Raw genomic sequence first — 14082 nt, 5'->3', positions numbered from 1 at the left:
CGATGAAGCAGAACGGTGAAGTCCGCTACATCGGGATTACCACCTCTCATGGTCGTCGGCATCGGGAGTTTGCGCAGATCATGGAGCGTGAGCCAATCGACTTTGTTCAGCTGACCTACAACGTGCTGGACCGTGAAGCGGAAACCCGCCTGCTGCCATTAGCCCGGGAGAAGGGCATTGCGGTGATTGTAAACCGGCCGTTCCAGGGCGGTTCGCTGTTCCGGCGCTTTCAGTCCAGGCCGCTTCCGGTTTGGGCCGGCGAGGCCGGGGTCAGCAACTGGGCAGAGTTTTTTCTGAAGTACATCATTTCTCACCCGGCCGTCACCTGTGCTATTCCCGCCACAACGAAAGTGGAGCACATGAAGGAAAACATGGGTGCACTTTATGGTGAGTTGCCGGACCCGGAGCAGCGCCGGCGGATGGCGGATTACGTGAGGTCGCTGTGAGTGGGGCGGACTGGCTGAGCTATTCGCTTCAGGATTTCATCATGTTCGGGCCGCAGGTGTTGCTGCGGTTGTTCGTCAGGATTAATCAGGATTTCTGGCCCTGGCCGTTACTGGCGGTGCTTGCCAGTTTTTCGGTGCCTTTGTTGTTGCTGGATAACAGGCATGCCACCAGGCGTATTGCCCTGGGGTTGATTGCTGCTGCCTGGATGACGAGTGGTTACGGGTTTCTGGTGGGTTATTTCGGCCCGATTAACTGGCCTGCCGCAGGGTTCGGCTGGGCCTTCGTGGCGCAGGGTGGTTTGCTCGGTTTGATCGCGTTGGCCGCTACGCCACGGTCGTTGCAGGTGCGGAACAGGGTTCTGGCAGTGGTCTGGGCTCTGGCGGTTGTTGGCCTGCCATGGCTGACGGTTGCCGAGTCCGGCAACTGGCGGGCGCTCGCGCTATTTGGTCTGGCGCCGGGTTCAACCGCTGCGGCCAGCATGCTGATTGTCGGGCTTCTGCCCGGTATCTGGCGCTGGCTCTATCTGGCCCTGCCGCTGGCCTGGTGTCTGTTCAGCGCAGCCACTTTCTGGGTGCTGCAAACCTGGTGGTTGCTGGGTTTGCCTGTGGCCACGCTGATTCTCGTCGGGCTGGGATTCTGGCTCAGTCCCAGTCGGGCGCAAAGTCCGGGTTAGCAATGCGCTCGTTGCGGTCCAGTCTGTCGATCCGGGCAATTTCTTCCGGGCTCAGTTCAACGTCCAGCGCTTCCAGGTTGGCCTTCTGATGGCGGGCCCGTGTCGATGATGGAATAACGACCACACCTCGCGAGGCTGCCCACGCCAGCGCCACCTGGGCCGCTGTCAGGTTGCGGGTTTCGGCAATTTTGATCAGGGTTTCGTCTTCCATTACCCTGCCCAGCGCCAGTGGCATATAACCGGTGACGGTGATGCCGAGCTTCCGCGCATGCTCGACGACTTTGTTGTTGGCCAGAAAAGGATGCACTTCCACCTGATTGGTCAGGATCACGCCCTCACCCAGAAGGCTGACCGCCTCATCCATCTGGGCGCAGGTAAAGTTGGAAACGCCAATGTGCTTTGTCAGGCCCTCACGCTGGGCATCTCGCAGGGCGCCAAGATATTCTGCCATCGGCACCTGATCATCGGGGGATGGCCAGTGAATCAGGGTCAGATCCACATGATCTGTCTTCAAACGTTCCAGGCTCTCGTGGAGGCTGTTGATCAGGTCGTTTTTTTCGAGCTGGTCGTACCATATTTTCGTGGTCAGAAAGATCTGGCGGCGGGGAATTCCGCTGGAGGTGATACCGTCGCCGACTTCGGACTCGTTGCCGTACATCTGGGCTGTATCAATATGGCGATACCCCAGGGAGAGTGCGCTTTTTACCGCTTCTCTGGCGTCGTTTCCCTGCAGACGGAAGGTGCCCATACCAATTCCGGGTATTACGCTGTCTGTCATTCTGTTCTCCTCCGCAAGCCAACTCTTAAACAGTTCATTAAACAGTTTGTACACTGATACGTGGGCCCGGCTATCTGGTTCTTCAAGTAGCCTGCCGTTATCATACTGCGCTTGTGAGCACCCTGAAGTGGACAGTAAAGGTGGACTTATGATTTCCGGACAGTGCCTCTGTGGCAGCGTCAGCTTCGAATACGATGGCCCACTCGGGCCGATTGCCCTCTGCCATTGCAGCCAGTGCCGTCGTGCTCATGGAAGCGCGTTTTCAGCCAGCGCTCCCGTTCAGAATGTCCGGTTCCGGTGGCTCTCCGGGGAAGAGAGCATTGGTGAATACGAATCCCGCCCGGGAAAATACCGGGCCTTCTGCTCAACCTGTGGCAGCCAGCTTTACAGTCGGGTGGACGCTATCCCCGGCATTCTTCGTCTGCGGGTGGGGGTAATCAACGAGCCCCTGGGCAAGGGGCCGGCGCAGCATGTGTTCGTGGGTTCCAAATCTGACTGGTTCGATATTACCGACCAGATTCCCCGGTTTGAGAAAACCGAGCGAACCAACGACCCCCACTGATCGTCCGCGCGGGGCCCGGTGGCTCAGTCAGCGGGTACCAGTCGGTAGACCTTGCCGTTGCGGTGGTCGGTCAGCAACCATAGCGCGCCGTCCGGCCCCATCCGGACATCCCGGATGCGTGCTTCCAGGTCGCGCAGCAGGTCTTCCTCTTCCACCACTTTCCGGTTGTCAAACCGCAGGCGCACCAGCTTCTGCATTTTCAGTGCGCCGACAAACAGATCGCCCTGCCAGGCCGGAAACAGATCGCCGGTGTAAAAAGCCATGCCCGACGGTGCGATGGACGGATCCCAGTAGTGAAGCGGATCGGTGACGCCTTTCATGGTGGTTTTGTCGGTAATCGGGAAGCCGCTATAGGCAATGCCGTAGGTTACCTTGGGCCAGCCATAGTCGTCACCGGCATGCAGAATGTTCACTTCGTCGCCGCCGCGCGGGCCGTGTTCATGAGTCCAGATCGCGCCGGTTTCAGGGTGGCGGGTCATGCCCTGGATATTGCGGTTGCCATAGGTGAAAAACGTATCGTTGACGGAGCCATCGTTCAGGAACGGGTTGCCCGGGGCCGGCTTGCCATCCACGGTCAGGCGGTGCACGCCGCCGGCATCGTCGGCGGTGTCCTGGGCACGATCTTTTTCGCCGCGATCGCCTACTGCAATATACAGATTTCCCTCAGGATCGAACTCCATGCGTCCCGCAAAATGCCGACTGGTCCAGCTCCGGGGCAGGGCTTCAAAAATGACTTCAACGTTCTGCAACTGCTTACCGTCGAACCGCGCTTTCGCAACCCGGGTGGTCATGCCGGCACCGCTCTGCTCATGGGCGTAACTGAGGAAGAGTGTGCGGTTGGCGGCGAAGTCCGGGTGCAGAACAATATCCAGCAGGCCACCCTGGCCCGACACCACCAGGTCCGGCAGGCCAGCTATCGGCTCCGGGCGCAGCTGGCCGTTATCGATCAGCCGTAGCCGACCCGGACGTTCGGTAACTAGCTGGGAGCCATCCGGCAGAAAGGCCAGACTCCATGGGTGCTCAAGACCCTCGGCCACGGTCTCCAGTTGCAACTCCGCCCGGTCGGAAGAGAAGGTTTGCGCCGACAGTGCCGTTGCTGGAAGCAGTACAAAGATGAGCCCGAGGATCAGGCGTGGGCAAGCTCGCATCGGAACCTCCGTTGCTGTTGGTGCCGTTCAATACCTGGCTGATGTTCAAGGATAGCAGCTGGAGTGTATTCCCACGAGAGAGTCTTCTCTACATAAAAGCCATGCCGGACGACAAAACGGAAACGAGTCAGTTGTCCGGTATTCCAAATAGCAATGAGTCGTATTATGATACGCGAACAAGAGTGAATGTTATTATCAATTTTTCCTGAACTGACAGGCGCCGATTACCGCGCTTCACACGTTGCTTTTTGAGGAGTTTCATTTTGTACCAAGAAAAAATAAAAACCGGCATAACGCAGGTCGTACCCTGGACCCTGGCGCTGGCCTGTTCCGCCCCCGCCGCTGCCTTCGCGCAATCAGAAAACACAGTCGCCCTCGACCAGCTCGTGGTGACGGGTACACGCACCGAGACATCGCTGTCGGAGATAGCGCGTTCGGTAACGGTGGTCACCAGCGAGCAGATTGAAGAGCAGGCCAGGATCAGCAAGAACATTGGCGATATTCTGGCGCAAACCGTGCCCGGGCTCGCGCCGAGTACCGAAGCGCTCAGCAACTTCGGTCAGACCCTGCGGGGCCGCAAGTTCCTGGTGTTGATCGACGGAATCCCGCAGTCCACACCGCTGCGTGATGCCTCCCGCGGCCTCAACACCATCTCGCCGGCGGCCATTGAGCGCATTGAGGTGGTGCGCGGGGGCACGGCGGTATATGGCTTCGGTGCCTCCGGTGGTGTCATCAATATCATCACCAGGAAAGCGGCCGACGAGCCGGTTGAGGTCTACTCCCAGGCGGGCACGTCGTTTTCTACGGAACACTTCGACGATTCCGTGGATTACGAGACCGAACATCGTGTTTCCGGTAGCCGGGAAAACTGGGACTATGTGCTATCCGGCTTCTTTACCGACCGCGGTCAGCGCTTCGACGCTGACGGCAACCGTCGCCCTCCCGATCCGCTGGGTACCCAGGGCGGTCTCGCCGACACCACCGAGTACAACCTCCTGGGCAAGACCGGTTTTGACTTTGATGGCGGCAGGCAGCGCGTCGAATTCATGATAAACGCCTTTGACAACGAGCAGGACACTGACTTCACTTTTGGTCAAACGCTTGAGGATGGGCGTACTCCAGCTATTCCGCTGGCCGAGGCACCCGCCGACAGCACGCCGGTTGTCAATCCCGGCCAGCAGAACACGACTGCGCGGGTCAGCTACAGCCATGCGGAACTGGCGGGCAGCAGCCTGGACGCGCAACTCTATTACGGCGATCTGACCCAGGTTTTTCCAAAATTCCCCGGCTTCCCCCAGGGTGAAATTGCCTCAGAGAAATACGGCCTTCGCACCACCGTCGCCACTCCCGTCGATGCGATCACTACGGGTGCCCGGATAACCTGGGGCGGCGATTATCTGCGCGATGAGACGGCAACCAGAAGTTTCGATGGCGACACCGGCACTCCCGCGATGGATCAGGATGCTCTGGCGGCTTTCGCCGAGCTCGAAATCCCGGTCGGTAACTGGCTGATGCTCCGTGGCGGCGTTCGTCATGAGGAAATCGAAGTGGACACCGCCACCCTGGCGTCGAACCGTTTCGGCAATACCATTCGCGGTGGCACCCTGAACTTTTCGGAAACCCTGCTCAACGCCGGCGCGGTGTTCTTCGTCGGTGACTCCGTCGATCTGTTCGCCAGCTTCTCACAGGGTTTCACCATCGGAGACCTGGGCCGGGTGCTGAGTGACGCCGGTCCTTTCGGGGCCGGGCTGACGCTGGACGCTGAAGACTTCGAGTCCGAGGCCGAGAAGGTGGATAACTACGAGATCGGTGCCCGTTATTCCGGTGACCGGCTCCAGGCCACCGCCGCTGTGTTCTTCAGTGAGTCGGATAACGGCACCACCTTTGACGACGACTTGCGGATCCAGAAGTTCAAGGAGGATGTCTGGGGCGTCGAGGCCACGGCCGACTACCGGCTGGCGGATGGCTTGACGGTTGGCAGCAGCGCTTCCTGGCAGGAAGGCGAGCGCGAGGATGCGGACGGCAGCGAGACCGATCTCGACGGCACCCGTATCGCACCGCTCAAGCTGACCGCCTACGTCGAGCAGCAGACCACGGCGCGCTGGCGCAACCGGCTCCAGGTTCTGCACGTTGGCAGTCGTGACGAGTTCCCCGATGCGAGTGGCCCCGATGACTTCGCCAGTTTCGGTCAGGGTGAGGTGAACAGTTATACGGTGGTGAATGCCGTTTCGCGGTTCAGGGCGGGGCCCGGCTCGGTCACGGTCGCTGCGCAGAACCTGCTGAACGAGGACTACTTTCCGGTCATCAATCAGGCGTTCAATATCCCGTCGGCGCGGACAAAGGGCGGTGGCCGGCGTCTGAGCGTTGGCTACGAGATGGTCTGGTAGCACCACAGGGATCCTTTCCGGTGAAAGGGTCCCTGCTGTCCTCCCTGGCGGAGCTTCTACCGTCCGGGTTTCGAGGGCCGCCACTAACGGATAGCAGTTGGCCAGTTACCATTTCGCCGTTAAATTCAGAAACAGCAGGCAGGAACAGCAATGACACCGGAACAGGAAATTATTGAAGGGCTGAAGCTGGCCGCAAGCGCCGGAGTGGCTATCGGCCTGGTTGCCATCGCTCTGGTTGTGGCTGTTGGTGCCTGAGAGCAGTCAGACGCTCCTTGCGATAGATCCCACAGGTGCCACAATAGCCCCCCTCGGGTAACAGATACTTCAGGCAACACCCCTTGCGCTGAGGGACTGCCGTGGTCTGTCCAGCAAAAACCGCTGGAATCCAGTTGATGAATTGCCTGGCACTGTTATCGAAGGCCTCCAGCCAGTGCTGGGCCAGTTCGCAGAGTGCCTCTGGCGCGGCCCGATTCCAGACCGCCGAGAACGGTGCGCTCAGGCCCAGGCCCACGCTACTCCAGTAAGCGCCCGGGCTGACGTTCAGTGAGTGCCTGAACACCGGGTACCAGTCTCTGGTCTGCTGTCCGAGAGACCTGATAAACGCTGTCTCATCAACAGTTGTGCCGCCTGGTTCCTGATACCATCGCATTGATGCTGAGGCTTCGGGCGAGCCGGGAGAGCCCGTGCAGGCCAGCGAAGCAAGGCATATCCGCTCAGGGTCCGGCGTCGCTGCCTGGCGGTCCAGGAACAGCCGCAGGGTCAGCGGCGCAATCACGCTGAGTGCCAGATCCTGCTGCAGCACCGAGAGCCGGGCCGTGAGCGCTTTTGGTGTCCGGGCGTCGGGATAGTCTCGGTAAACCTGATCCACCAGCAACGATGGTTGTCTGAGGCACTGCGCCAGAGACAGGCAGGCATGGCGCCGGTTCCGGTCTCGCGGAAGTGCGCCCGCAAGAACCGCCTCCCGGTCCAGCCCCGAAGCCTTCAGTAGCCGGTCGTAATGGTCTATCCAGGTTGAGTTCCGGAAGGTGGGTTCAGGCGCGGCCATGACGACTCAGCCCCCAGAGAAAATACACTCCACCCACCAGCGCTGCCAGCAGGCCTGCCGGCAGTTGTCCGGGATAGACCACAACCCGCGACAGGTAATCTGCCACGCCCAGTAGCAGGCCACCGGCGAGTGCCGCAACAACCAGTTGCCGCCCGACCGTCTGCTGCCCCAGGACTCGCGCCAGATGCGGTGCAATCAGGCCGACAAAGCTGAGGGGGCCGATCACCACGGTGGCTGCGGCCGTCAGCAGGGCGGCCAGCAGCAACAGCAGGAGTCGCGCCCTGGCCACGGGCAGACCCAGTGACGAGGCCGCTGTTTCGCCCAACGGCAGGATGGTAAGCGGGCGCACAACAAGCAGTAAGGTGATGGCAATGCCAACAATCAGAACCAGCAGACCCAGTGCCTCGGTTTCCGCTACCAGCCAGGTTGAGCCATACATCCAGTTGAGCAGTTGCGAAGCCACGGTGCCGCCGGAGGCCATGACCAGGCGTAATCCTGCATCCATGAAGACATAGAGCGCCAGCCCCCCAAGCAGCAGCTGATTGCCGGCGAAGTTGTGTTTTCTTGCCAGCAGAATCAATAACGCGAGGGCTGCTGCTGCGCCGAGGGTCGCCCCGCCCAGTTGACCGGCACGGCCCATATCAACGCCTGACAGTACCATCAGTACCATTACAACAGCAGCACCGCCGCTGATTCCCAGCATTTCCGGGCTGGCCATGGCATTGCCGGTCATGCGCTGGATCAGCGTACCGGCAAGGCCCAGTGAGACGCCCGCCAGAATCGCGGCCAGCAACCGCGGGCCCCGCCAGACCCAGGCTTGGTCCCATTGTGCAGGAGCCGTCCAGTTCCAGCCCTCAAGCCCCGGAGACCAGCTCATGGACAGGCCAGCGGTGAGCGTGAGCAGAACGACCAGAATGCCCGCAATCAGCGTGACCGGCTGTCGCCCGGGCAGGAAACCGGCAGGGCCGGATGCCTGGCCTGGCATGTGATGGGTGTTTTTGAACCCCTGCAGTGCCAGCAGAATAATCGGGCCGCCGATCAACGCTGTGGTGGTTCCGGTGGGAACCAGTGAGCCGTCGCCCCAGGTGGACGACCAGTGGGCGAGGGTATCGGCCAGCAGCAACAGCCCGCCGCCCAGCAGGCAGCTCCAGAGCAGTCGCTCGCCAAGGGACCGTGCGCCCAGCAGGCGGGCCAGCACCGGAGCGGCGAGGCCGATAAATGCCACGACTCCCACCCGGCTGACCACTGTGGCGCTCATTAATACCACCAGCAGAAGCGCCAATACCCGGACCAGTCCTACTTTTGCACCCAGCGAAGTAGCCGAAGCCTGCCCCAGTTGCATCACCTGAAGGGGACGCATCAGCAGTAACATCAGCACGGCAAGTACCAGCACGCGGGGCCAGAGCTCGATGAATGGCTGCCAGTTATTCTGCACCAGAGACCCTGCGCCCCAGATAAACAGATTGCCCAGCCATTCGCCTTTAAGCAGCAGGAACGCCATATTCACCGCACCCAGGAAGAAGGTGATGACCAGGCCCGCCAGAATAACGGTCACTGGCGAGAATCCGAGGCGCCAGGTCAGCGCAATGACCAGGCCAATCGCCAGCAGGCCACCGGCCACGGCAACGAGATCGGGGCTGAAGGCCAGCAAAGCCGGGAAGAACATGGTGGCGACCGTGATACCGAACTGGCCGCCGGCTTCCACGCCCAGTGTGGTGGGCGACGCCAGGGGATTGCCCAGAATCTGCTGGGTAACCGCACCGGCAAGACCCAGGCCGCAGCCAATAACAATGGCCATGGATACCCGGGGCGCCCAACTGAAATGGGCCAGCACCGAGGCGTAATTGTCCTCGTTAAAGGTCCAGAATGCCCAGAGCAGGGTGGCCGGATCGAGCTGGTCTAACCAGGGGCCAGCGCTGGCCACAAGTGCGCCCAGCCATAGCATGGCTGCAGCCACAGGAAGAGTTGCGGGCGTAGCGGGGCGCAGAACTGACGATCGGGAAGACTGTTCAGCAAACTCAGCGGACATTTCCGGAGCCCCCTGCGAGCAGGCTGTCGGTGAGCAATGTGGCCAGGCGTTTAACGGGGAAAACGCCGCCGAAAGGCCAGACCGGCTCAATCTGGTAGATCTGCTCCCGCCTGACGGACGGCAGATAGGTCCAGAACGGGCTGTTGGCCAGGGTTTCGCTCAGGCCCGGAACCGTGGGGGAGATAACCACGACGCGACTTTCGGGATAAGGGGCGATGGCCTCCAGGCCTACCACCGAGAACCCCCAGTAGTTACCCTGGTGAGGCCAGGCATTGTCCAGGCCCAGTGCGCTCAGGGCGCGCTGGTAAAGCCCGTTGGGGGCATAGATCCGGACGTGGCGGTCGTCCAGGAAATTAACCAGTGCCACCGGCCGTTCTGTCAGGCCGGCTTGTTTCAGGCGCTGCTTCTGGGTGTTGAGAGTGTCTTCAATGTCACTCAGAACGGCCTGCGCCTGCTGTTCCCGGTTCAGCATGTCGCCCAGGGTGATCAGCATTTCAGTGGCTTTCTCGAAAGGCCGGGAGCCGGCTTTGTAGACACTGATAACGTAGGTGGGGGCAATGCGTTGCAGAAGGTCGGCGGCCGGGGCCATTTCCGAACTGGTGACGATCAGATCCGGTTTCAGTTCGGCAATGGCCTCCAGGCTGGGAGCCACCCGGGTGCCAACATTGGCAATGCCCGCGGGAAGTTGCGGTTTATCCACCCAGACTTTGTAGCCCTCCCGGTCCGCAACCCCGACGGGGGTCACGCCCAGCAGTAATAATGCCTCTGTTGCGGCCCAGTTCAGTGCGATTACTCGTTCAGGCGGCGCTTTCAGCGTCACCGAACCCCGCTCGTGCTGCCAGGTGTCTGCCCTGGAGGCCAGCGGTAGCGCACTGAGCAGACAGATTATCCCGCCCGCCAGAAATTGCGAAAACAGCCTAGTGCACATAGGAAACCCACTGTTCCGGCGCACGCTCCATAACGCCCATTGGTACGCTGTAGATCGATTCCAGGGTCTGCGGATCCATGATGTCCCGCGGGCTGCCATCAGCCACCAGTTCGCCGGCTTTCAGTGCCACCAGGCGGTCACAGAAGCGGGCGGCAAGGTCCACATCGTGCAGCACAACAATGACCGTCAGTTGTCGTTCTGCCGCCAGCCGATGCACCAGGCGAAGGGTTTCCACCTGATGTTTGACGTCGAGGGCCGAAATCGGCTCGTCCAGCAGCAGACACTGGGTTTGCTGGGCCAGCAGCATGGCAATCCAGGCACGCTGGCGCTCGCCTCCGGACAGGGTGTCCACCGAGCGGTGGCGAAAATCACCCAGGCCGGTATCGGCAATGGCCTGGTCAATCAGCCGGTGGTCGTCGCCGCTATAACGCCCCAGCGGGCCGCGCCACGGATAGCGTCCCAGGGCCACCAGTTCCCGCACCGTCAGGCCATCGGTGCCGGGAGGGTGCTGGGGCAGGTAACCGACGGTGCGGGCGAATTCACGGGCACCGGTGCTGCGGAACGGTCTGCCACGCAGGTGGGCTTCCCCGGAACTCGGTGTGAGCTGGCGAGCCAGGACTTTGAGAAGTGTGGATTTTCCGGACCCGTTGTGGCCAAGCAGGGCCGTGACTTCACCTTCGCGAAACGCGAGCGTAATCTTGCGCAGAATGGCGGTATCACCGATCTGCACACCGAGATTGGTGACGTCGAAGAAGTCGGACATGCAGGCTCCTGAGCGTAACGAGCCGAAACTATAATCTAAATGATAATTAGTAACAACTGGATGTCGTCGGCAGATTTGCCCTGTCTGAGTTCAGGCCTGTCCTGTTTGCACTCGCCATTGGGCGGAATAGGGGCCAGCCTTGTTGACAAGTTCGCCATGGGTTCCGGATTCCACCACCTCACCGTTGCTGACAACGGCGATGGTATCGGCGTCGACAATGGTGGAAAGCCGATGGGCGATCATGATAACCGTACGATTGTGACCAATACGCTTCAGGGAGCGCTGAATGGCGGCCTCGGTTTCGTTGTCGACAGCGCTGGTTGCCTCATCCAGCACCAGAATCGGCGGGTCCTTTAACAGTGCCCTTGCCAGCGAGAGGCGCTGGCGCTGGCCGCCGGAAAGCCGGACACCGCGCTCGCCGACCGCGGTGGCAAGTCCTTCAGGCAATGTGGCAATGAAATCCCAGGCTTCTGCAGTCCTGGCGGCCTCCATGATCTCCGTATCGCTGGCGTCGGGTTTGCCATAGGCCAGGTTCTCGCGAATGCTGCCCTCGAACAGATAGACATCCTGGCTCACCAGTCCGATTGCACCCCGCAGCGAGTGAAGTGTGAGGTCGCGGATTGGCTGGCCGTCGATCCGGATGTCACCGTTGTCCGGGTCGTAAAACCGGAGCAACAGCTTGACCAGCGTGGATTTGCCGGAGCCGGTTGCGCCCACTAGTGCCAGGGTGTTTCCTGCCGGCACCTTCAGGCTGATATCTTTTATCCCTGCACCGCTGGAAGGATAGCGAAAGCATACCCCGTTAAACTCGACATCGCCTTTTACCGGCTGCTGTAACGCTTTTCCCCCTTCGTCCCGAACCTGTACCGGTTCGGCAAGCAGGTCCAGAATGCGGCGGGTGCTGGCCATGGCCCGCTCGAACAAATCAATCACTTCAGCCAGGCCGGTCAGCGGCCAGAGCAGGCGCTGGGTCAGAAATACCAGTACGCCATAAGCGCCCACATTCAGGTTACCTGCAAGCGCCATCATGCCGCCCACGGTAAAGGTCGCCAGAAAGCCGGCCAGGATGGCCATGCGGATAATGGGAATGAATGCGGAGCTGATGCGGATAGCCTGGCGGTTGGCCTGGACATAGGCTTCGCTGCTTTCTTTGAGCCGTGCGGCTTCGCGCTGCTCGGCAGTGAAGCTCTTGATGGTTGCGATGCCGCCCAGGTTGTTGGCCAGGCGGCTGGACAGATCCCCGACTTTTTCCCGGACATCGGCATAAAGCGGGCCGGCCTTGCGCTGGAAATAGAAGGCGCCCCAGATAATCAGGGGGATCGGTGTAAAAGCCAGCAGCGCAATGAGGGGTGAGAGCACAAAGAAAACCGCCCCCACAGCCACCACCGTCACAACCACCTGAATCATGGCGTTGGCACCACCGTCGAGGAAACGCTCAAGCTGGTTTACATCATCGTTCATGGTGGCCACCAGCTGACCGGAACTGCGGGCTTCAAAGAAGCTCATGTCCAGGCGCTGGGCGTGTTCATAGGCATCCTGCCGCAGATCGGATTGCAGCCGCTGGGCCAGGTTGCGCCAGAGGATCTGGAACAGGTATTCGAACAGGGATTCCCCCGCCCAGATAAAGAAGGTGAGAACTGCCAGAATGGTGATCTGCTGCTGGGCGGTTTCAAAACCCAGGCCGGCAACAAAGCTTTCTTCCTGGTTGACCACCACATCAATGGCAACACCGATGAGGATTTCCGGGGCAATGTCGAACAGCTTGTTGATAACCGAGCAGGTGGTGGCTGCAATAATCTGCCTGCGATAGCCGCGGGCATAGGCAAGCAGCCGGACAAGCGCCGAGAAACTGGAGGTCTGGGACATGGTATCGCCTGTTATCAAAAAAAGAGGGCCTGGAAAGCGGCAAAGGTTAAAGCTTGGCGATCAAAAATAAAAGAGAAGCATTATCACTGAAAGCATCAGGTTTTTTGATGGCGCTGCAGCCAGCGGTCCAGTTTGTTGGCGAATTCCTTGCGGTCGGTCTGGCTGAAGGGCGCCGGGCCGCCGGTGACTTGCCCCGCGTCCCGCATCTGTTCCATAAAGTTCCTCATGGCCAGGCGCTGGCGGATGTTCTCTCTGGTAAAGGACTGGCCGCGGGGGTTGAATACGTCTGCACCTTTTTCAATCGCTTCGGCGGCCAGGGGGATGTCCTGGGTGATGACCAGGTCGCCGTGATCCATCTGTTCCATGATTTCATTGTCGGCGACGTCAAAGCCCTGGGGCACCTGACGGCGTTTGATATAGGGACTCGGAGGCAGGTTGATCATGTGGTTGGCGATGAAGGTTGTCTCCACCTGCCAGCGGGTGGCGGCGCGGCACAGTATTTCGCGGATGGGTACAGGGCAGGCGTCGGCATCGACCCAGATTGGCATGGTTGGCTCCTTTGTCGCATTGGCTCTGGTGGGGAGTTTACCTTCTGTTGTTGTGAGCCTGGTAGTTTGTCGCCGCGTATATATGTTCAAGTTTACAGGCCTCGGAGATAGAACCGCGGAAATACAGTGGTCGTCAGAGTCCGGACAAATGGGGAATTTATGAAAGTTCGATTTTTTTCAGCCGCGTTCATGGTTGTGGTGATGGGTGCAATCCTGCTGGCACCGCATATCGCGAAGGCCGATGAACCACGCGCCTGGGAAGCCCTGCGGCAAGGGCAGGCGGTACTGATGCTGCGCCACGCACTGGCGCCCGGGACCGGAGATCCGGCGAATTTTGAACTTGGGGACTGCAGTACCCAGCGCAACCTTAATGACACCGGCCGGGAACAGGCACGGGCCTGGAAGCCTTTTCTGGCAGAGCACGGAATTACCGAGGCGCGCATTTTCAGCAGTCAGTGGTGCCGCTGTATGGAGACCGCCAAGGGCATGGATCTGGGAGAGGTGACCGAGTGGCCATCGCTGAATTCCTTTTTTCGCAATCGGGAAGACGGTCCGGCCCGGACCCGGCGGACGGTTGCTCTGGTCAATGACATGGCGGCAGGCGAGCCCGTTATTCTGGTATCTCACCAGGTTAACATCACCGCATTGGCGGGGATTTTCCCGGCGTCCAATGAGGGCGTGATTATCGCCTTGCCTCTGTCAGAGAGTCCGCGGATCCTGGCAAGGGTGTCGCCAGCATCCCGGTAAGGCCGCAGGCGCACTACTGCGCCTGGTTCATAGCCACCTGAATCTGCTGGTCCAGCTCTCTGGCCATGGCGGCGTCGATGTCAAGTGCCGAGGCAAGCTGGTCCAGCCACGCCCTTTCCATACTGTTCTGTTCGTCAATCATCACTGCGCTGACCAGGTAG

Annotated in this window: 14 protein-coding genes; 5 read left to right on the top strand and 9 right to left on the bottom strand. The window is 60.3% G+C overall.

Translation table 11 applies throughout. The features are described 5' to 3' along the window. Together VJ956_RS07400 and VJ956_RS07395 are read left to right on the top strand one after the other, a co-directional pair. The coding region (locus VJ956_RS07400) for an aldo/keto reductase (protein WP_324083385.1) at positions 1 to 446 on the top strand (446 nt) is incomplete at its 5' end. After that, positions 443 to 1120 carry a hypothetical protein gene (locus VJ956_RS07395; RefSeq protein ID WP_324083383.1) on the top strand — a complete coding sequence of 226 codons (678 nt, stop codon included), beginning with the start codon at positions 443 to 445 and terminating at the stop codon, positions 1118 to 1120. The genes VJ956_RS07400 and VJ956_RS07395, both read left to right, overlap by 4 nt. On the opposite strand, the gene dkgB is transcribed toward VJ956_RS07395, so the two are convergent. Further along, positions 1089 to 1898 (bottom strand): 2,5-didehydrogluconate reductase DkgB, encoded by an 810-nt coding sequence (gene dkgB, locus VJ956_RS07390; protein WP_324083381.1) that lies wholly within the window; start codon positions 1896 to 1898, stop codon positions 1089 to 1091. The genes VJ956_RS07395 and dkgB overlap by 32 nt on opposite strands. A gap of 148 nt (positions 1899 to 2046) precedes the next feature. Between dkgB and VJ956_RS07385 the strand changes: the two genes are divergently transcribed. Beyond that, on the top strand, positions 2047 to 2460 hold the full coding sequence (locus VJ956_RS07385; RefSeq protein WP_324083379.1) for a GFA family protein: 414 nt from the start codon (positions 2047 to 2049) through the stop codon (positions 2458 to 2460). A 23-nt stretch (positions 2461 to 2483) separates the two neighbouring features. Here VJ956_RS07385 and VJ956_RS07380 read toward each other — a convergent pair whose 3' ends face one another. Then, a complete protein-coding gene (locus VJ956_RS07380; protein WP_324083377.1) occupies positions 2484 to 3608 on the bottom strand; it encodes a PQQ-dependent sugar dehydrogenase in 1125 nt (374 codons plus the stop codon). Positions 3609 to 3871: 263 nt separating this feature from the next. Here VJ956_RS07380 and VJ956_RS07375 point away from each other — a divergent pair, with 263 nt between their 5' ends. Next, positions 3872 to 5995 (top strand): TonB-dependent receptor, encoded by a 2124-nt coding sequence (locus VJ956_RS07375; RefSeq protein WP_324083376.1) that lies wholly within the window; start codon positions 3872 to 3874, stop codon positions 5993 to 5995. Between the two features lie 208 nt (positions 5996 to 6203). Here the strand turns inward: VJ956_RS07375 and VJ956_RS07370 are convergent, their stop codons facing one another. From VJ956_RS07370 to VJ956_RS07345, 6 genes are all read right to left on the bottom strand, one after another. Next, on the bottom strand, positions 6204 to 7040 hold the full coding sequence (locus VJ956_RS07370) for a (2Fe-2S)-binding protein (protein ID WP_324083374.1): 837 nt from the start codon (positions 7038 to 7040) through the stop codon (positions 6204 to 6206). Next, positions 7027 to 9069 (bottom strand): Fe(3+)-hydroxamate ABC transporter permease FhuB, encoded by a 2043-nt coding sequence (gene fhuB, locus VJ956_RS07365; RefSeq protein ID WP_324083372.1) that lies wholly within the window; start codon positions 9067 to 9069, stop codon positions 7027 to 7029. Before fhuB ends, VJ956_RS07370 begins: the two co-directional genes overlap by 14 nt. Continuing rightward, positions 9059 to 9997 carry an ABC transporter substrate-binding protein gene (locus VJ956_RS07360; RefSeq protein ID WP_324083371.1) on the bottom strand — a complete coding sequence of 313 codons (939 nt, stop codon included), beginning with the start codon at positions 9995 to 9997 and terminating at the stop codon, positions 9059 to 9061. The genes fhuB and VJ956_RS07360 overlap by 11 nt, the downstream gene beginning before the upstream one ends. Beyond that, complete coding sequence (locus VJ956_RS07355) at positions 9987 to 10760, bottom strand: ABC transporter ATP-binding protein (protein WP_324083370.1); 774 nt, start codon at positions 10758 to 10760, stop codon at positions 9987 to 9989. The genes VJ956_RS07360 and VJ956_RS07355 overlap by 11 nt, the downstream gene beginning before the upstream one ends. A 90-nt stretch (positions 10761 to 10850) precedes the next feature. Beyond that, positions 10851 to 12626 carry an ABC transporter ATP-binding protein gene (locus VJ956_RS07350; RefSeq protein WP_324083369.1) on the bottom strand — a complete coding sequence of 592 codons (1776 nt, stop codon included), beginning with the start codon at positions 12624 to 12626 and terminating at the stop codon, positions 10851 to 10853. A 95-nt stretch (positions 12627 to 12721) separates the two neighbouring features. After that, a complete protein-coding gene (locus tag VJ956_RS07345; protein ID WP_324083367.1) occupies positions 12722 to 13174 on the bottom strand; it encodes a YaiI/YqxD family protein in 453 nt (150 codons plus the stop codon). A gap of 201 nt (positions 13175 to 13375) precedes the next feature. Between VJ956_RS07345 and VJ956_RS07340 the strand changes: the two genes are divergently transcribed. Then, the gene (locus VJ956_RS07340) at positions 13376 to 13921 is read left to right on the top strand and encodes a histidine phosphatase family protein (RefSeq protein WP_324083389.1); all 546 of its coding nucleotides are present in this window, start codon (positions 13376 to 13378) and stop codon (positions 13919 to 13921) included. A gap of 13 nt (positions 13922 to 13934) precedes the next feature. Here the strand turns inward: VJ956_RS07340 and VJ956_RS07335 are convergent, their stop codons facing one another. Further along, positions 13935 to 14078 carry a DUF533 domain-containing protein gene (locus tag VJ956_RS07335; RefSeq protein ID WP_324083387.1) on the bottom strand — a complete coding sequence of 48 codons (144 nt, stop codon included), beginning with the start codon at positions 14076 to 14078 and terminating at the stop codon, positions 13935 to 13937. Between the last annotated feature and the right edge of the window lie 4 nt (positions 14079 to 14082).

The organism is Marinobacter sp. (genome assembly GCF_035268745.1).
In the GTDB taxonomy this organism is placed as follows: domain Bacteria; phylum Pseudomonadota; class Gammaproteobacteria; order Pseudomonadales; family Oleiphilaceae; genus Marinobacter.
Note: the sequence above shows the minus strand (reverse complement) of the source record. Positions and strands in the feature narration are given on the sequence as shown.